Origin of the sequence: Ochrobactrum sp. CGA5 (assembly GCF_006345815.1) — a bacterium.
Taxonomy (GTDB): Bacteria; Pseudomonadota; Alphaproteobacteria; order Rhizobiales; family Rhizobiaceae; genus Brucella.
On record NZ_VCIG01000001.1, the window covers coordinates 176,497 to 194,875 of the forward strand.

The window sequence follows — 18,379 nt, forward strand, 5'->3', positions numbered from 1 at the left end:
TTGGTTTTGTTCGAACAGTCAGCAATATTGGCGGGTCTGGAAATTAACTCACAATTTCAGCAGTCTCCAATACGGCATGAAGAAGCACATCAGCACCGGCCGATGCCCATTCCTTTGAAATATCTTCGTCTTCGTTGTGGCTAAGACCGTCCACACATGGGCACATGACCATGGCGGTCGGTGCTACGCGATTGATCCAGCAGGCGTCATGACCTGCACCTGAAACGATGTTGCGATGGCTGTAACCGAGCCGTTCGGCAGCATTGCGGATGGCGGTAACGCAGCCTTCGTCGAAGGTGACGGGATCGAAATGTCCAGCCACTTCAATCTCGATGCCGATGCCAAGTTCTTCAGCGATTTTCGGCGCTTCGGCTTCGAAGCGTTCTTTCATGGCATCAAGCGTTTTCTGATCCGGTGAGCGGAAGTCGACGGTGAAGACGATTTGACCCGGCAGCACATTGCGCGAGTTTGGCGACACTTCAATGTGTCCCACGCCGCCAACGGCATCGGGCTGATGTGACATGGCAATCTCGTTGACGAGTTGCAGCAACTTGCCAAGGCCCACGCTTGCATTCTTGCGCATTTTCATCGGCGTCGAGCCGGTATGCGCTTCTTTGCCGGTCAGCGTGATCTGCAGCCACCACAGTCCCTGGCCATGGGTGACAACGCCAATATCCTTGCTTTCACTTTCGAGGATTGGCCCTTGTTCGATGTGAAGCTCAAACATGGAATGGATCTTGCGCTTGCCGACCGGCTCGTCGCCTTTCCAGCCAATGCGCTCCAGTTCGTCTCCGAATTTCTTGCCTTTGGCGTCTGTGCGCTGATAGGCCCAGTCCTGCTCGTGCACACCGGCAAACACACCGGATGAGAGCATCGCCGGGGCAAATCGCGTGCCTTCTTCATTCGTCCAGTTGACGACGACGATAGGCCGTTTCGTCTTGATATTCATATCGTTGAGCGTTCGCATGACTTCGAGGCCCCCAAGCACGCCCAGTACGCCATCGAATTTGCCGCCTGTTGGCTGCGTGTCGAGGTGGCTGCCCATATAGACCGGATCGGCATCCGCATCTTCGCCGGGGCGAAGGAAAAACATGTTGCCCATCGTGTCAACGGTCATGGACAGTCCAGCTTGCTCACACCATTTCTGGAAAAGTTGGCGGCCTTCTGCGTCTTCATCAGTCAGTGTCTGGCGATTATTGCCACCGCGAATACCAGGACCGACCTTGGCCATGTCCATCAGGCTGTCCCACAGCCTGTCGCCATTGACCTTGAGATTACTGGAGAGCGCCATATGCTCTGCCTCCGCATTATGTATGGGCGTTCAAATTCGGGCCATCATGCTGCTAGCCCGTATCCACCCGCCAATATATGTTCCCACGACCTGGCTCTTTGGCCACAATACTCTTGCCTTGCGAGCAAAAACTTGACTAGTTGGTCAAATTGCAGGCTAGAAGAGCGTTTGAATATGGTCAAGCGCTTTTGAAAAATTCTACACTGCTGAAAGGTGTCAAATGGCCACAGCTCCTTCAGACGCACGGACCGACACGGTCGGAAACGAGAAAATGTCGAACGACAAGTCGGAAGGTGCGACGCGCATCCAGGGCATAAATCGCAGGCTGATCCTCGACGCAGCGCTGGAGGTTTTTTCCGCTTACGGCTTTCGCGGTTCGACGGTTGATCAGATCGCCGAGAAGGCGGGAATGTCCAAGCCGAACCTGCTTTATTATTTTCCACGCAAGCAGAACATTTACGTAACGGTGCTGGAAGATACGCTCGCCACCTGGCTCGAGCCTTTCGAGCAGATTGACCCGGACGGCGATCCTCTGGATGAATTGCGGCGCTACATTGCTGTGAAGCTGGAAATGTCAGCGAGAAAGCCTGAAGCCTCACGTCTTTTCGCCAATGAAATTCTGCATGGCGCCCCGGCGATTTCCAACTTTCTCAAAGGGCACCTGAAACAGTTGGTCGATGAAAAGGCAGCGGTCATTCATCGGTGGATTGCTGAAAAGCGCTTGGCTCCCGTCGATCCATATCATCTGATTTTCACCATATGGGCGGTTACACAGCATTATTCGGACTTTTCCGTGCAAGTTGGGGCCGTTCTTGGACGGCGCTCCGAGGAAGCCGGATTTTATGATGAAACGGCCAAAGCGTTAAGCGCCATCATTCTTGACGGCATTCGCCCGCGAAACGAAACTTAGCCATCATGAAAACGATTCGAATTTCAGCGGCTATTGTCCGCGATGAGGCGGGCCGGTTCCTTCTCGTGCGCAAGCGCGGCAGCGAGATTTTCTTCCAGCCCGGCGGCAAGATTGATGCGGGCGAGCAACCTCAAATCGCGCTCATCCGTGAGATCGAGGAGGAACTCGGCATTCTCATTGATGAGAGCCAGTTGCGCTATGCAGCAAAAATGGCAGCCCCTGCCGCCAACGAAGTCGATGCAACGGTTGAGGCGGAGTTGTTTCACCTCAAGCTGAAAGATGATCAGGTTCCGACTGCATCCAGCGAAATCGAGGAGCTTTTATGGAACGCGCCGGGTGATACAACGCGTCCGGTAGCACTTCTGTCACAGAGCATTCAAGCGCGCTTTGCTGCAGATTATTGAACCACTTGCAGCTCTACACGGTTCCCTTCTCCATCGAAAAGATGAAGGTGTTGTGCCGGGAAACTCACCTGAACTGAACCTTGCGAATGAAGCGCATCGCGGTTCAGTGTGAAAATCTTGAACGGCAGCCCATGCAGGCTGAGATGCAGGATGATGCCGAAACCGGTCGGCTCGACAAGATCGACATCAGCCGTCAGGCCTGCTGAATTCTCGATAAGCACGTGCTCGGGACGAACGCCGAGCGTGGTTTTTGCGCCATGCTTGAGTTTCAAGGGCTGCGGCAATGCGATGAGTGTGCCGTCCTTGAGTTTCAGACGCGGACCACCATCCTGTTCAAGATAGGTCACATCGAGGAAGTTCATGGCGGGTGAGCCGATGAAACCTGCCACGAAGAGATTGGCCGGGCGGTTATAGAGCTCAAGTGGAGAGCCGACCTGCTGTACCACGCCGCCATGCATGGCGACGATACGGTCGGCCAAAGTCATGGCTTCGATCTGGTCATGTGTCACATAGATCGATGTGGCTTTCAGCTCGCCATGCAGTTTCTTGATCTCCGCGCGCATCTGCTCGCGCAGGCGTGCATCGAGGTTGGAAAGCGGCTCGTCAAAAAGGAAGGCCTTGGGCTGGCGCACAATCGCGCGTCCCATGGCAACACGTTGGCGCTGGCCACCGGAGAGCGCCTTGGGGCGACGTTCCAGCAAAGGCTCAAGGCCGAGCTTGGCGGCGGTCGACTTGATGGCGCTTGCGATCTTTTCCTTGGGCGTTTTACGCAGCCGCATGCTGTAGCTCATATTGTCAGCCACACTCATATGCGGATAGAGCGCATAGGACTGGAACACCATTGCGATATCGCGATCTTTGGGTGCCAGTTCGTTGACCCGCTTGCCACTGATCTGCACTTGTCCTGAAGTAATGTCTTCAAGGCCTGCAATCATCCGAAGCAAAGTGGATTTGCCACAGCCCGATGGGCCAACCAGAACGATGAATTCACCGTCTTTGATCTCAAGGTCAACGCCGTGCAGAACAGCATGTTCGCCATAGCTTTTGCGGACTGACTGAATATCGATGGAAGCCATAGGGAAAAGTCCTTTCAGCCTTTGACTGCGCCAGCCGTAAGGCCCTGCACGAGGTATCGTTGAATAAGGAAAAAGAAGAGACAGGCGGGGATCAGAGCGAGCACACCCGCTGCCATCATCTGCCCGAAATCGACCGAGAATTTTGACACGAAGCTTAAAAGCCCGACCGGGAAAGTGGACGAATCATTGCCGGAAATCAGCATCAGTGCGAACAAAAGCTCGCTCCATGCTGCGGTGAAAACAAAGCCGAGCGTTGCAGCAATCCCCGGCAGGGTCAGTGGCAGAATGATCTGGCGGAAAGCCATGAACTGCGTCGCGCCGTCGATTTTGGCGGCTTCTTCGAGATCCTTTGGAATGCCGTCGAAGAAAGACTGCATCAAAAAGGTGGCAAAAGGCACATTGAATGCCGAATAGACGATGATCAGACCGATCAGGCTGTTGGTTAGACCAAGCGGCGCCATGATCTTGTAGATCGGCGCAATCAGCATCACGAGAGGAAACATCTGTGTCAGCAGCATCAGCGCGACAATCCAGTATTTGGCGCGGAAGTTGAAACGTGAGAGCGCATAGCCGGAGAGCGACGCAAGCAGCGTGACAATGATTGCGGTGGAGCCGGACACGATCAGGCTGTTGCGGAAGAACAGCGGAAAGGAGCTGTTGTTCAACACATGGCTGAAGTGATCAAATGTCATGCGCGATGGCCAGAGCCGCACGCCTTCACTGTACAGGAGATCATCGGGTGTGACGGAAACCTTCACCAGCCAGAAGATCGGAAACAGCGCAAACAACACGAACAGAAGAATAGCAACGCGATGTGTGCCAACGAGCAAGAGCTTACGGTTGGTCATGGCCTCAATCCTTGTTCAGAAGCGTCTGGCGCAACAGCACGATCAGCATTGAATAGACCATCAGTAGGACAAGCAGGACCATTGCAATCGCAGAGGCATAGCCAAAATCGAGCCGTTTGAACGCCTGCGTAAAGATGTAGCTGGCGACGATCTGCGTCCGGTCGGCAGGACCACCGCCCGTCATGACGACAATCAGGTCGGCGCTGTTGGCAATCCAGACTGTGCGCAGCAAAATGGTGATGGCCATGGTCGGCGCAAGATAAGGAAGCGTGATGGAGAGAAAACGCTGCACGGGGCCTGCGCCGTCGATCGCCGCTGCTTCGTAAAGATCGCGTGGGATGGCCTGCAAAGCGGCCAGCATGGTGATGGCGAAGAACGGAATGCCCCACCAGACACCAGCGGTGATGATGCCCCATATGGCGAAATTGGGGTCTGACAGGATGTTGTCTGGGGAGCTCAGAATTCCGATTGCATGCAGCCAGTGCGGCAACGGGCCGATCACCGGGTTGAACAGCCACGCCCAGTTAAGACCGGTTAGAAAGGTGGGAACAGCCCATGGCAGGAAGATCAACGCCTGTGCGATGCCGCGTCCGGCAAACGGTTTATCGAGCAGAAGGGCCAGAATAAGTCCAAATACGAATTGCAGCAGCACGGAGCAGCCGGTCCACCAAAGGGTGTTCTTCAAGGAACGATAGAAAGCCTGGTCCGTCGCAAGCTCCCGGAAATGATCAAGCCCGACAAAGCCCCCAGAGAAAGGATTGAGCAACTGGATATCGCGAAAGGCATAGGAGACGCCGAGGATCAGCGGAACCAGCATGATGGCACCGATAAGGATCAGTGCCGGGGCGCTGTAGAGATAAGGTTCGGAGGCTTGGGCAAGTCGCTGCAAAAAGCTGCGGCGGTCCTGTTTTCCACCCGGTACTTCACTTGGCACGTTGTTTCGTACCGGGGCCTTGATGGAAGCGGTGTCGTTCATCATTTTTCCCTTCGCGGGGCTGTATCATTCGCTTTGCAGGCGCGGTTGTTCCACGCCTGCAAGCTGTTCATGATGCTATTGCTTTGAAAGGTGCTTCTGCTGCGCCTTGGTCAGATATTCTGCCCACTGGTCGGCGAGCTGATCCGGCGTAATGTCACCGAGAAGCGCTTCCTGCGAGGTCTTGATGACGAGCGAATCCTTGAAGAACGCAAATTCTTCCAGATAGGTCGGCATGACGGTCGGAACGACGTCCTTGTCAGCCAGTTCGTCGAACCAGCCCTTGAACTGTTCCCCGCTGTAGAACGGATCGTCCTGGGCGGATTTGAGAACCGGCAAGGCGCCGGTACGCTTGTTCCACTCGATGTTGCCTTCCGGGCCTTCAAGCATCGAGATGAGTTTCCAGGAGAGATCTTTATTCTTGCTGGCGCTCATCATCGACCAGCCCGCAAAGCCGATCGTCGGGAACGTCTTGCCATCCGGGCCCTTTGGCATGATGGCAACGCCGAAATCTTCAGGCTTCATACGCTCGGCGATGGCAATCAGAGCGTCAGGGTCTTGATTGAGGAAAGCGCAGGTGCCGCTATAGAAGCCGGCTACGGTTTCATTGAAGCCCCAATTGACACTATCCTTCGGTGCGAGGCCGTTCTTGTAAAGATCGACCATCCAGGTAATGCCCTTTTTCCAGCCTTCGCTGTTCATGGTCGAGGTGCCGTCTTCGTTGAAGAACTTGTTGTTGCCCGCCATGGAGGCTGCGAAGATCACCCACCCATTGAGGCCACCAGGACCACCGCGCATGCAATAACCGGATTTACCCGGTAGAGCTGCGATCTTCTTGGACGCTTCGACAAATTCGTCCATCGTCTTTGGCGGCTCGGAAACACCTGCTTCGCTGAGCAGCTTTTTGTTGTAGAACATGGCGTTCAGATAAAAGCCGTAAGGCAGCGTATAGGCCGTGTTGTTGACACTGCGACCAAGCTCAAGGGCGCGTTCGGTCAGGTCGGATGTGGTTTCCCACTTTTCGAGATAAGGCTCAAGGTTCTCCAGCATGCCGTTATTGCCATAGAGCGAAACCCAGGTGTCCGGCATTTCCATGACGTCGGGAATCTCACCGGCCGAAACCATGGTTGCGAATTTCTGGAAGGATTCGCCCCATGGTAGAGAAATGATTTCAACCTTGGTGCCAGGATTGGCTGTTTCAAACTTGGCAACGATGGATTCAAGCGTCTTGGTGCGCTCCGGGCTGGTAATGACTTCAACAAGCTTCAAAGTGGTATCGGCGAGCGCCGTACCGCTCAAAAGCATGGTTGCGAATGCGGCTGCTATTAGTTTTTTCATTGCAGTTCCCCTTATTGCTCCTCACGATTTTAGTTCACCCTGTCGATGCTGCGAGCGCTCCTTCGATATCCCGCCACAGCGCCTCCGTTCCCTCCAGTCCGACATGCAGGCGCACGGAGCGCGGGTCGATGCCGAACGTATGTGCCGAATTTGGCTGTGCCTTCTGCTGCAGCACAACTTCGCCCGGTACAATCAGGCTTTCATGTCCGCCCCAGCTCACGCCGAGCTTGAACAGATTGAGATGATTGCAGAATTCGCGAATGTTCACGCCTTCACGGAAGATGACGGAGAACAGACCGGATGTACCCTTGAGACCCACAGGCAGACGATTGGCGAGCGCTGGGTGGCAGACGGCTTCAACCACATCCAGCGCCTGAAGACGCTTTGCAATTTCCAGTGCCGCAGCCTCATGCGCCTTCATGCGCGTCGGTAAGGTGCGCATACCACGCACCAGAAGCCACGCATCAAATGGTGAAAGCTTGCCGCCGAGATATGGATATGTTTCTGCGCGGATTGCATTGATCAGCTCTCTCGAACCGGTCACGACACCGGCCACGACATCGCTATGGCCGCCAAGATATTTCGATGCCGAATGCACGACAAGATCAACGCCAAGCGACAGTGGGCGCTGGAAGATCGGGCTGGCCCAGCTGTTATCGATGATGCTCAACACGCCATGCTGCTTGGCAATCGTTGCCAAGGCACCGACATCATGGGCTTCTATGACCCAGCTCGTCGGGCTTTCCATATAGAAGAGCTTTGCACCGGGCAGGGCTTTTGCAACCGCTTCCTCGTCGCGGCCATCGACGTAGTCTACCTGCACCTGCATCCGCTTCATAATGGTGCCGAACAGGCGGAACGCGTCGGGATAGACATGTCGCACGGCAACAATGCGATCACCCGGCTTAACAAATGCCAGCACGCTTGAAGAGATCGCAGCCATGCCGCTGGCAAACCCCAGCGCGTCTTCGCCGCCTTCAAGTTTTGCCAGCATTTCTTCAAATGCCCGCACGGTCGGGTTCAGGCCGCGCGTATAGATCGGGCGAACCTTTTCGCCGCGATAGGAGGCGACCATGTCGTCATAGCTTGGGAAGGTGAAAAGCGACGTCTGAACGATGGGTGGAACCACGGCGTCGAAAGCATTGCCTTCATCGTGGGCAACCGTGAGCGCTGCGAAATCCAGTGGATCCATCCCGTCGGTCATTTGGACATTTCCTTGATGTCGTCCTCGACGATGTCGAGGATCTTGAGTGTTTCCTGCCGAGCGGCTTCAGGGTCTTGGGCCACGATGGCGTTGAAGAGTGTGCGGTGGAACGGAAAAGTCCTCCGCGCGAAGTCGATCCGCTCGAACGGATGATCCCAGAAGCGCAGAAAGGCTTCGCGCATCTGTTCAAGCAATTGTCTGAAAAGCGGATTGTGGGTCGCGTCATAAATGGCGAGATGGAAAGCGAGATCTTCCGGGCCTGACGTGCCTTCCGCGATATGAACGCGCTCCATCTCATTGAGATTGCGTTCGATGATGACGAGGTCTTCCGCCGTGCGTTTGCGGGCGGCGACCATGCTGGCCTCGGCTTCGATGCCACGGCGAACTTCAAGCGATTGCAGCAAAGCATCGCGCAATTGCGCAGGATCGAATGAAAGCGGCATGTGTATGGTTGCAGCCGAGATAGGTTTGAGCAGATATGTGCCGCTGCCTTTGCGGGCTTCGATCACACCCAATGCCTGAAAGTGTCGGATCGCTTCGCGGATAGTGGAGCGTCCCACAGCGAGCGCGGCCATCAATTCGCGTTCAGCGGGGAGGCGATCTCCCGCCTTGAGATGCGCCGTCGCGATATAATTGGCGAGCGCTTCTGTTACCTGCCGGGCTCGATCCATCGGCGGTAGTGGCGCAATCTGCAGCAGCCTGCGATCTTTCATTCTGTCTCCATTCCACAGACTGGTCCAGGGAACTGAAGCGCGGTCGGATCAGACCTGGTTCCCTTATTGGTTTTTAAATTGGTCTGACATCATAGTAATATCGGTAGGAATTCGGTGCTGTCAAGGATGGATCATTTGCAAGTGAAGATACTGTTCGCATGTGCATGTTTTTATGATTGCGCTTGAGCAAGCTTGCTCCTATCAATCGGCAGAAGAGGCGTCTGGCATGTTGCATGCCGCGATGGAGGAGATATCCATGCAATTGAAGGCATCCGAGAAACGGACGCTTGGCCGTACTGGCCTGACTGTAACGGCGCTTGGTCTGGGAACCGCGCCTTTGGGTGGGCTTTATGCGCCTGTTTCCCGCGCAGATGCGGAGGCTTTGCTGGAAGCCGGTTGGGACAGCGGCATCCGTTATTTCGACAGTGCGCCGATGTATGGCTATGGTCGATGCGAGCACCTTCTCGGCGATATGCTGCGTGAAAAGAGCGAGCGCGCTGTGGTCTCAACCAAGGTCGGGCGCTTGATGGCAAATGAGCGCGCTGGTCGTGTCTTGCCTCCGCCACTGCCGAAAAATCCGTTTGATTCAGGCTGGCACAATGGCCTCAATTTTCGCGAGATCTTTGATTACAGCTATGACGGCATTATGCGCAGCTTCGATGATAGCCAGCAGCGTCTCGGCTTTCCTGAAATCGATCTGCTTTATGTCCACGATATCGGCCGTGTAACGCATGGTGACAGGCATGAGCTTCACTGGAATGCGCTGACCAAGGGCGGCGGTTTCCGCGCGCTGACCGAGCTGCGCGCGGCAGGCAATATCAAAGGCTTCGGGCTAGGTGTGAATGAATGGCAGATCATTCGCGATGCGCTCGAAGAGGCGGATCTTGATTGCTCGCTTCTGGCTGGGCGCTATTCGCTGCTCGACCAGGCTTCGGAAAAGGAATTCCTGCCGCTGGCGCAGAAGCGTGGCATGGCGCTGGTGATTGCGGGCGTGTTCAATTCGGGGATTCTCGCTGCACCGCGCGGCGGCGAACAGAAGTTCGATTACGCGGATGCGCCTGCTGAAATCATTGCACGCACCAATCAGTTGCATGATATTTGCGATCAGTTCAATGTACCCCTTGCCGCTGCCGCCATGCAGTTCCCGATGATGCATGCGGCCGTCAGCGCCATTCTGATCGGTGTCCGTTCGCCAGAACAGATCAGACAGAATGTCGTCTGGTTCGAACAGTCAATACCGGGTGAATTCTGGCAGACCTTACGTTCTGAAGGCATTATTTCCTGATCATGACGTCCAAGATCCTCTGCGTCGGTGCCCTCACTATGGACACCATTCTCCGCCTTGATGAGCTCCCACACGCGGCGGGTAAATATCTGCCGCGCGAGGCGGTCGAGATTGCTGCTGGCATGGCTTCAAGTGCAGCAAGCGCCATTGCACGCCTCGGCGGTGATGTGGGGCTCTGGGCTTCTGCGGGAATTGATCCTGTGGGTGATCGCGCCGTGGCAGAGCTTGAAGCCGAAGGTATTGACTGTTCCTGCATCCGGCGGCTCGATGGCGCACGCACCGCATTTTCTTCGATCCTCGTTGATGCGGGCGGTGAACGCATCATCGTGCCTTTTTATGATCGCAGGCTTGCAGATCCGGCTGAAGCGGTGCCACCGATTGCGACAGGAGCCTTTGCGGCTGTCATGGCTGATGTGCGCTGGCCATGGGCGGCTGAAACTGCACTTCGCGCGGCGCGTGAAGTCGACATTCCAGCCATTCTCGACGCCGATACGGCACCCGTTGAACTTCTGGAAAAGCTGCTGCCGTTGGCGACCCACATTGTAGCGTCGGAACCCGCGGCAATCAGCGTGGCTGGGACGGCGGATTTGCGCGAATGCGTTCGTATTCTTGCCAATCGCTATGATGTTTTTACGGCTGTTACCGCCGGAGCGGATGGCTGTTATTGGGTAGAGCGCGCTGGCCAACCCGTATCGCATGTCGCTGGTTTCAAGGTCGATGCAGTCGATACGCTTGCAGCAGGTGACGTGTTCCATGGCGCTTTTGCACAGGGTCTGGTCGAAGGCAAACCAATGACGGACATCATCCGATTTGCCAATGCCGCTGCCGCCATCAAATGCGCACGCTTCGGTGGACGTGCTGGCTCACCAAGCCAAAAGGACGTTGTTTCCTTTATGGAAAGCGGTATCGTTCCCGCTCAATGAGCTGAAAATCTCCTCCAGAAAAGAGCGTGCAGGCGCTGAGAACGAATTGACTATTTACTAACATGTTAGTATGTGCAAACTTAAAGTTCAAACTTGGGAGGAGCCAGTTTTGGCACATATTCATTCGGGGCAGGGGCGCTTCGGGCTCTCTGCAGCGCTTACGACGCCATTTGATGCCGATGGCAATATCGATGTCGGTCGTGCGTTGGAGCACGCGCGCGCACGTCTTGATAATGGCTGCTCAAGCGTCACTTTGTTCGGCACCACCGGCGAAGGTTCGTCGATTGCCGATGCCGAACGCGCAGCACTTCTGGATGCATTCATTGCTCAAGGCTTCCCTGCTTCCAGCATTGTTGTCGGCGTTATGGAGAATTCGGTTGCTGATGCTGTTGTGCAGGCAGGCGATGCGCTGCGTCGCGGCTGCAAGGCCATTCTTCTCGCGCCACCTTCTTATTTCAAGAATCTCTCCGATGACGGCCTGTTCAACTGGTTTTCTGCTGTCTTCAAAGGTCTTGGTGGTGATGCGCGCAGCATCATTCTTTACAACATTCCGTCGGTTACTGCGGTCGAGCTTTCCGTTGATCTCATCAGCCGTCTGCGTGTGGCCTTTGGAGATATCATCAGCGGTGTGAAGGATTCATCAGGCATCTGGGCCTATACGGAAAAGCTGCTTGCAGCGCACAAGGACATTGCGATCCTGATCGGTGATGAGCGTGATCTTGCTGCTGGTGTACGTCTCGGCGGACAGGGTGCGATTTCCGGCATGGCCAATCTGTTTCCCGATCGTCTTTTGCGCATGGTCAATGATGGCCAGGACGATGCAGAACTGGTCGGCGCTGTAGAGCAGTTGCTGAACTATCCGGTAACGCCCGCAGTCAAGGCTATGGTTGCCCGTCATACGGGTGACATGGAATGGCGTCGCGTGCGTGCACCGCTGATTTCGTTGAATGACGCGGAATTCGATGCAATTGGCAGTGTATTCGACCGTTTGCATATGGCAAAAGCAGCTTGAGGGTGAAATAAGCCCGAGAGGATAGAGAGGAACGGCTTTGGCGGAAGATCAAAACGAACCAGTGAAATTGCGGGATAAAGCTTATCAGAGCTTCACCCAGCATTTGCTGGCGCGCGATTTTCATCCGGGCCAGTTCGTTTCACAGCGCCAGCTTGTCACCATGACAGGCTTGCCATTGGGCGCGATCCGCGAGCTTATCCCGCGCCTTGAAGCCGAAGGTCTGATCAAGACCGTGCCGCAGCGTGGACTTCAGATCGCGCATATCGATCTCAATCTGATCCGCGAAGCGTTTCAGTTTCGCCTTTTCATTGAAAAGGAAGCGATAGCGATTTTCTGCCAGTCGGCTTCGGATGAATTGCTGCGCGCGCTGCGTGCCGAGCATGAGCACACGCTCAATCGCGCCATGAGCGAGGGCGAAACCCCGGAGTTGGAAGAGCAGGCGCAAAATATCGACTGGAGTCTGCACGACACGATTGTCAGCTCGCTCGATAATGAGATCATCTGGCGCGCCTATCAGACCAATACGATCAAGATGCGCCTGATCAATCAGGAGCGCTTCCGCATTACCGGGCGCGTTATCCCGGTCATGCAGGAACATCTTGCTGTGCTGACGGCTATCGAGACACGAGACCCGCAGACAGCCATGGATGCCATCACCGTTCACATCAACAATGCGCGGAAGCTGGCTTTGCATATTTGAGAATAAAGGTGGGCGAGAGGAGCCGCCGCACCGCAACTAAACATAGGGGAGGAGTATGTAATGAACTTATTACGTCCAACACGTCGCCAGTTTCTGGCGGGATCAGCAGCAATCGCTGTTTCCGGCGCTGCTTCCGGTATGACGGGTATCAGCCCATCATTTGCCCAGTCAAATGTAGACTGGAAGAAGTTTGCCGGAACCACGCTTGAGGTCAATCTCATCAAGAGCCCACGCGGCGACATCCTTCAGAAATATCAGAAGGAATTTGAAGACCTCACCGGTATCAAGGTGAATTCCGAACAGATGCCGGAACAGCAGCAGCGCCAGAAAGCCGTTATCGAGCTGACTTCGGGCCGCCCGAGTTTCGATGTCATCCACATCAGCTATCACGTTCAGAAGCGTCAGTTCGAAAAGGGCGGCTGGCTGGCTGACCTCAACCCGTTCCTGAAAGACCCGACGCTGACGGATGCGTCGCTGACGGAAGATGATTTTGCAAGTGCCGGTCTGACTTTCGCCAAGGATGCCAATGGCCGTTTTGGCGCACTGCCATTCTCGGTGGATTACTGGATCATCTACTGGAACAAGGACCTCTTTGCTGCCAAGGGCATTGAATATCCAAAGACCTTTGAAGAGCTGGTTGCTGCCGCTGAAGCGCTCACCGACCCATCGACCAAAACCTATGGTTTCGTCGCTCGCGGCATGAAGAATGCCAACGCACCAGTCTATACCAGTCTGCTGCTTGGCTATGGCAAGCAGTCGGTTGATGCTGATGGCAATCTCCAGACGGATTCGCCTGAAGGTATTGAAGCTGCCAAGCTCTATCAGCGCCTGATGACCAAAGCCGCACCTCCCGGCGTGGCCGGCTTCAACTGGGCTGAATGCCAGTCGAACTTCCTGCAGGGCCGTGTCGGCATGTGGCTCGACGGTATCGGCTTTGCACCGCCACTCGAAGATCCGAACAAGTCGCGCGTTGTCGGCAAGGTTGGCTATGGCGTTATGCCGGCTGGTCCGAATGCACAGGCAGCACCAACGACTGGCGACGGTATCGGCGTGACCGAAGCCTCGAAGAACAAGGAAGCGGCGTATCTTTATTGCCAGTGGGCGATTTCCAAGGAAATGGGCGCGCGTCTTCTGCAATCGGGATCGGGCGTTCCGTTCCGCAAGTCGATCATCGACGATGAAGCCGTGCGCAACGGCGTCACCATGCCGGAAGGCTGGGTGGAAGCACTGTCGAAATCCGCCCCGATCAGTCAGCTCTGCCTGCCGGTCATCGTGCCCGTCACGGAATTCCGCGACATTATCGGTGTCGGCCTCACCAATCTGCTGAACGGCGCTGACGCAGAAACCGAAATGAAACGCGCGGCGGAAGAATTCCGTCCGGTCCTCGCACGGAGCGAAGGAAAATGACATCTGCTGCCCCGATAGGAGCAAAAACGGAAGCTGCTGCTAAAGCAGCCTCCTCCATCAAGCCGGTCACAGGTCGCTTGCGTCCCAGTTACTGGCCATTTGTTCTTCCAGCCTTGATCACTGTCGGGGCGGTGATCGTTTTCCCATGGGTGTTTACACTCTGGATGAGCGCCAACCAGTGGCAGCTCGGCGGGGAGCAGAGCTTTGTCGGTTTCGACAACTATCTGCGCCTGGCAGCCGATATGCGCTTCTGGGAATCCATGTGGCATACGGTTGTTTATACGGTTCTATCGGTCGTGGCTCCGATGATTCTGGGCACGATTGCAGCACTGGTCTTTGACAGCAAATTGCCGATGCGCGGACTGCTGCGCGGGATTTTCGTTATGCCGATGATGGCAACGCCGGTTGCCGTCGCCCTTGTCTGGACGATGATGTATCATCCGCAGTTGGGCGTTCTGAATTATCTCTTGTCGCTGGTCGGCATTCCGCCGCAGGAGTGGATCTTCAATCAAAGCACGGTTATCCCGTCGCTGGTGGTGGTTGAAACCTGGCAGTGGACGCCATTGGTCATGCTGATTGTGCTCGGTGGCCTTGCTTCCATGCCGCGCGATCCGTTTGAAAGCGCGGAAATTGACGGAGCCAATGGCTGGCAGAAATTCCGTTACATTACGCTGCCGATGATCCTGCCTTTCATCATGGTGGCCGTGATTATCCGCTCGATTGATGCACTCAAAAGCTTCGACATCATCTACGCGATGACGCAGGGCGGTCCGGGTACGGCATCGGAAACCATCAACATCTATCTCTATAACGTGGCGTTTTCCTATTACGACATTGGCTATGGTTCGGCGATTGCCGTGGTGTTTTTCATTGTCATTATCGCCATGTCGATGGTTCTTCTGGCTCTGCGCCAGCGGACCAAGTGGAACGCCTGAGGACCGACCATGGCACGCAAGTCAGTTCTTTCCAAGCTTGGCACGGCACTCATGGTTTTCGTGATTGTGTCGCCTGCTATCTTTTTCTTCGTCTGGATGCTGTCGCTTTCGCTGAAATATGAAATCGACAATGGCGCCTATCCGCCAATCCTGATCCCTGAACGCTTTGCTTGGTCGAACTATACCGATATTTTTGCGACCAATGATTTTCTGCTCTATTTCTGGAACAGTATCCTTGTCACCGGAGCAGCGACCTTGCTGGCACTTCTGGTCGGTGTTCCGGCTGGCTATGGCATTGCGCGACTGCGCGCCAGCAAATCGGCAATCGTCATCATGATTGCGCGTATGACACCGGGGCTTTCTTACCTGATCCCGCTGTTCCTGCTGTTCCAGACGCTCGGTCTGCTTGGAACCTTATGGCCGCAGATCATCATCCATCTGGTCGTCACCGTTCCAATCGTGATCTGGATCATGATCGGCTATTTTGAAACAACACCGTTGGAGTTGGAAGAAGCAGCCATCATCGATGGGGCATCCTCATGGCAGGTGTTCATGAAGGTGGCACTGCCCATCGCCAAGCCCGGCGTTGTGGTGTCGCTCATCCTTGCAGTGATCTTTTCGTGGAACAATTTCGTTTTCGGCATCGTACTCGCAAGTCGCGAGACACGCACCCTGCCGGTTGCGGTCTACAACATGCTGTCCTTTGAACAGGTCAGTTGGGGTCCGCTTGCCGCTGCAGCTCTTGTGGTCACATTGCCGGTTCTGTTGCTGACCGTTTTCGCACAGCGCCAGATCGTTGCGGGTCTGACTGCAGGCGCCGTCAAATAAGAGTTGAGGTTCAAGATGGCATCTGTATCCATCCGAAATGCAATCAAGAAATACGGCAATGTCGGCGTTCTGCATGGCGTGTCAGTGGACATTCAGGACGGAGAATTCGTCGTGCTGGTTGGTCCATCGGGCTGTGGCAAGTCCACGCTTCTGCGGATGATTGCAGGGCTCGAAGAAATCAGTGATGGTGAAATCGCCATTGGTCCGCGCGTGGTCAATGACCTGCGCGCCAAGGAACGCGATATTGCCATGGTGTTCCAGAATTATGCGCTCTATCCGCATATGACAGTGGCCGACAATATGGGCTTCGCGCTCATGCTGAAAAACGCACCGAAGGAAGAACGCGACAGCCGTGTTAATCGGGCGGCGGAAATTCTGGGCCTCAACAAGCTGCTAGATCGCTTCCCGCGTCAGCTTTCCGGTGGTCAGCGTCAGCGTGTCGCTATGGGCCGCGCCATTGTCCGTGATCCGCAGGTCTTCCTGTTCGACGAGCCGCTCTCCAACCTTGATGCCAAGCTGCGCGTGCAGATGCGCGGTGAGATCAAGGGCCTGCATCAGCGCCTGAAAACCACAACGATCTATGTGACCCACGATCAGATCGAAGCCATGACCATGGCCGACAAGATCGTTGTCATGCGTGATGGTCTGGTGGAGCAGATCGGTGCGCCGCTTGATCTTTATGACCGTCCGGCCAATATGTTCGTAGCTGGTTTCATTGGTTCGCCATCTATGAACTTCGTCAACGGCAAGATTGAAGAAGGATCGTTTGTGGCTGATGGCGGCTTCCGTATGCCCTTGCCTCAAGGCGATTATGCAAATCTCTCGGGCAAGGCCATTTATGGTGTGCGCCCTGAGCATATGAAGATTGCCGAGCAGGGCGTGCCGGTGACAGTCGAAATCGTTGAGCCGACCGGTTCGGAAATTATGGTTATGGGCAAGCTGGGGGACCAGCCGATCACCTGCCTGTTCCGCGAACGCCTGACTGTGCGTCCGGGTGATGTGCTGACCATTGCGATTGATCCGGCAACGAGCCATGTGTTCGAGCCGGAAAAAGGCAAGCGCGTGAGCCGTTAAACATAAAAACGCCGGGGTTTCCCCCGGCGTTTTGATATTTGTTTTACGCGCATCTTATCTGATCGGAGCGGGAACAGAAATTAGTCCGGTGGACTAATTTCCCCGCGTAGGCGGTTCCCACTTTTCGGGCTGCGCTTTATTCGGCGGCTTCCTTGACAGCCATCGGATTATTCGGATGGGTTGTCCAGTTGGCATATTCTGCCGGGATCGGTGCCTTGGTGCGGGGATCGTAATTTTCGATCTGCTCCATGGTTATGCAGTCCTCGACCGGGCAGACATTGACGCAAAGATTGCAGCCAACGCATTCCTCATCGATTACCTCAAAATGGCGCGCACCATCAACCATCGCTGTGATTGCCTGATGCGAGGTGTCCTCGCAGGCAATATGGCAGCGACCGCATTTTATGCACAGATCCTGATCAATGCGAGCCTTGGTGACATAATTGAGGTTGAGATATTGCCAGTCGCTGACATGTCCCACGGCCATGCCGCGGAAATCATCCAGTGTCTGATAGCCCTTGGAGTCCATCCAGTCGGAAAGACCGTCGATCATTTCCTCAACGACCTTGAAGCCATAGGTCATGGCCGCCGTACAGACCTGAACCGTGCCACAGCCAAGCGCAATAAACTCCGCCGCATCGCGCCAAGTGGTAATGCCACCAATGCCTGAAATCGGCAGGCCGTGTGTTTCTGGATCACGCGCAATCTCTGCCACCATGTTGAGTGCAATCGGCTTGACCGCTGGTCCGCAGTAGCCGCCATGACTGCCGCGACCATCAATCGACGGAACCGGTGACATGCTGTCCAGATCAACCGACACAATCGAATTGATTGTGTTAATCAGCGATACGGCATCGGTGCCATTGGCTTTTGCGCCCCGTGCAGGCTTGCGAATATCGGTGATGTTGGGCGTCAGCTTGGTAATCACCGGCATCCGGCTATATTGCTTGCACCATTTGACGACCATGCCGACATATTCAGGCACCTGACCAACAGCAGCACCCATGCCGCGTTCGCTCATGCCATGCGGACAGCCGAAGTTGAGCTCAATACCGTCTGCACCCGTTTCTTCGACCAGAGGCAGGATGGCTTTCCATGCTTCTTCTTCGCACGGCACCATGATCGAAGCGATCAATGCGCGGTCGGGCCAGCGCATCTTCACTTCTTTCATTTCGCGCAGGTTCACCTCGAGCGGTCGGTCGGTGATCAGCTCAATATTGTTGAGACCGAGCAAGCGTCGGTCAGCACCATGGATCGCGCCATAGCGCGGACCATTGACGTTGACGACCGGCGGCCCTTCAGCGCCGAGTGTTTTCCAGACCACGCCACCCCAGCCAGCCTTGAAAGCGCGCTCGACATTGTAAGCTTTGTCGGTCGGTGGTGCCGAAGCCAGCCAGAACGGGTTTGGAGACTTGATGCCGAGGAAGTTCGTTGAAAGATCAGCCATGTTTACTCTCC

The 18,379-nt window shown here is 55.3% G+C and carries 18 protein-coding genes; 10 read left to right on the plus strand and 8 right to left on the minus strand.

Translation table 11 applies throughout. From position 1 onward, the window contains the following. Positions 1-43 precede the first annotated feature (43 nt). A complete protein-coding gene (locus FJQ48_RS00820) occupies positions 44-1,291 on the minus strand; it encodes a Zn-dependent hydrolase (protein WP_139973321.1) in 1,248 nt (415 codons plus the stop codon). Between the two features lie 220 nt (positions 1,292-1,511). Here FJQ48_RS00820 and FJQ48_RS00825 point away from each other — a divergent pair, with 220 nt between their 5' ends. Both FJQ48_RS00825 and FJQ48_RS00830 read left to right on the plus strand, forming a co-directional pair. Beyond that, positions 1,512-2,201, plus strand: coding sequence for a TetR family transcriptional regulator C-terminal domain-containing protein (locus FJQ48_RS00825; protein ID WP_139973322.1), 690 nt, complete (start codon positions 1,512-1,514; stop codon positions 2,199-2,201). A gap of 5 nt (positions 2,202-2,206) precedes the next feature. Beyond that, entirely contained in the window at positions 2,207-2,605 is a 399-nt protein-coding gene (locus FJQ48_RS00830; protein ID WP_139973323.1) for an NUDIX domain-containing protein, read from the plus strand. Here the strand turns inward: FJQ48_RS00830 and ugpC (FJQ48_RS00835) are convergent. The 6 genes from ugpC (FJQ48_RS00835) to FJQ48_RS00860 all read right to left on the minus strand — a co-directional run bounded on the left by ugpC (FJQ48_RS00835) (position 2,599) and on the right by FJQ48_RS00860 (position 8,757). Then, the gene (gene ugpC, locus FJQ48_RS00835; RefSeq protein WP_139973324.1) at positions 2,599-3,681 is read right to left on the minus strand and encodes a sn-glycerol-3-phosphate ABC transporter ATP-binding protein UgpC; all 1,083 of its coding nucleotides are present in this window, start codon (positions 3,679-3,681) and stop codon (positions 2,599-2,601) included. The genes FJQ48_RS00830 and ugpC (FJQ48_RS00835) overlap by 7 nt on opposite strands. A gap of 14 nt (positions 3,682-3,695) precedes the next feature. Beyond that, positions 3,696-4,529 (minus strand): carbohydrate ABC transporter permease, encoded by an 834-nt coding sequence (locus FJQ48_RS00840; protein ID WP_139973325.1) that lies wholly within the window; start codon positions 4,527-4,529, stop codon positions 3,696-3,698. A gap of 4 nt (positions 4,530-4,533) precedes the next feature. After that, positions 4,534-5,505, minus strand: coding sequence for a sugar ABC transporter permease (locus tag FJQ48_RS00845; protein WP_139973584.1), 972 nt, complete (start codon positions 5,503-5,505; stop codon positions 4,534-4,536). A 75-nt stretch (positions 5,506-5,580) separates the two neighbouring features. Then, positions 5,581-6,840, minus strand: a complete 1,260-nt coding sequence (locus FJQ48_RS00850; protein WP_139973326.1) for a sugar ABC transporter substrate-binding protein — start codon at positions 6,838-6,840, stop codon at positions 5,581-5,583. Between the two features lie 34 nt (positions 6,841-6,874). Further along, on the minus strand, positions 6,875-8,044 hold the full coding sequence (locus tag FJQ48_RS00855; protein WP_139973327.1) for a PLP-dependent transferase: 1,170 nt from the start codon (positions 8,042-8,044) through the stop codon (positions 6,875-6,877). Next, a complete protein-coding gene (locus tag FJQ48_RS00860; protein ID WP_139973328.1) occupies positions 8,041-8,757 on the minus strand; it encodes a FadR/GntR family transcriptional regulator in 717 nt (238 codons plus the stop codon). Before FJQ48_RS00860 ends, FJQ48_RS00855 begins: the two co-directional genes overlap by 4 nt. Positions 8,758-9,013: 256 nt before the next feature. Between FJQ48_RS00860 and FJQ48_RS00865 the strand changes: the two genes are divergently transcribed. The 8 genes from FJQ48_RS00865 to ugpC (FJQ48_RS00900) all read left to right on the plus strand — a co-directional run bounded on the left by FJQ48_RS00865 (position 9,014) and on the right by ugpC (FJQ48_RS00900) (position 16,921). Further along, on the plus strand, positions 9,014-10,042 hold the full coding sequence (locus tag FJQ48_RS00865; RefSeq protein ID WP_139973329.1) for an aldo/keto reductase: 1,029 nt from the start codon (positions 9,014-9,016) through the stop codon (positions 10,040-10,042). Between the two features lie 2 nt (positions 10,043-10,044). Continuing rightward, complete coding sequence (locus FJQ48_RS00870) at positions 10,045-10,965, plus strand: PfkB family carbohydrate kinase (RefSeq protein WP_139973330.1); 921 nt, start codon at positions 10,045-10,047, stop codon at positions 10,963-10,965. Between the two features lie 109 nt (positions 10,966-11,074). Then, positions 11,075-11,977 carry a dihydrodipicolinate synthase family protein gene (locus tag FJQ48_RS00875; protein WP_139973331.1) on the plus strand — a complete coding sequence of 301 codons (903 nt, stop codon included), beginning with the start codon at positions 11,075-11,077 and terminating at the stop codon, positions 11,975-11,977. Between the two features lie 37 nt (positions 11,978-12,014). Beyond that, on the plus strand, positions 12,015-12,677 hold the full coding sequence (locus FJQ48_RS00880; protein ID WP_139973332.1) for a GntR family transcriptional regulator: 663 nt from the start codon (positions 12,015-12,017) through the stop codon (positions 12,675-12,677). A gap of 60 nt (positions 12,678-12,737) precedes the next feature. Further along, entirely contained in the window at positions 12,738-14,084 is a 1,347-nt protein-coding gene (locus FJQ48_RS00885) for a sugar ABC transporter substrate-binding protein (protein ID WP_139973333.1), read from the plus strand. Beyond that, positions 14,081-15,019, plus strand: coding sequence for a sugar ABC transporter permease (locus FJQ48_RS00890; RefSeq protein WP_139973334.1), 939 nt, complete (start codon positions 14,081-14,083; stop codon positions 15,017-15,019). The genes FJQ48_RS00885 and FJQ48_RS00890 overlap by 4 nt, the downstream gene beginning before the upstream one ends. A gap of 9 nt (positions 15,020-15,028) precedes the next feature. Then, positions 15,029-15,847 (plus strand): carbohydrate ABC transporter permease, encoded by an 819-nt coding sequence (locus FJQ48_RS00895; RefSeq protein WP_139973335.1) that lies wholly within the window; start codon positions 15,029-15,031, stop codon positions 15,845-15,847. Between the two features lie 15 nt (positions 15,848-15,862). Continuing rightward, positions 15,863-16,921 carry a sn-glycerol-3-phosphate ABC transporter ATP-binding protein UgpC gene (gene ugpC, locus FJQ48_RS00900; RefSeq protein ID WP_139973336.1) on the plus strand — a complete coding sequence of 353 codons (1,059 nt, stop codon included), beginning with the start codon at positions 15,863-15,865 and terminating at the stop codon, positions 16,919-16,921. Positions 16,922-17,057: 136 nt separating this feature from the next. Here the strand turns inward: ugpC (FJQ48_RS00900) and preA are convergent, their stop codons facing one another. Next, a complete protein-coding gene (gene preA / locus FJQ48_RS00905; protein ID WP_139973337.1) occupies positions 17,058-18,368 on the minus strand; it encodes an NAD-dependent dihydropyrimidine dehydrogenase subunit PreA in 1,311 nt (436 codons plus the stop codon). Positions 18,369-18,379: the final 11 nt, after the last annotated feature.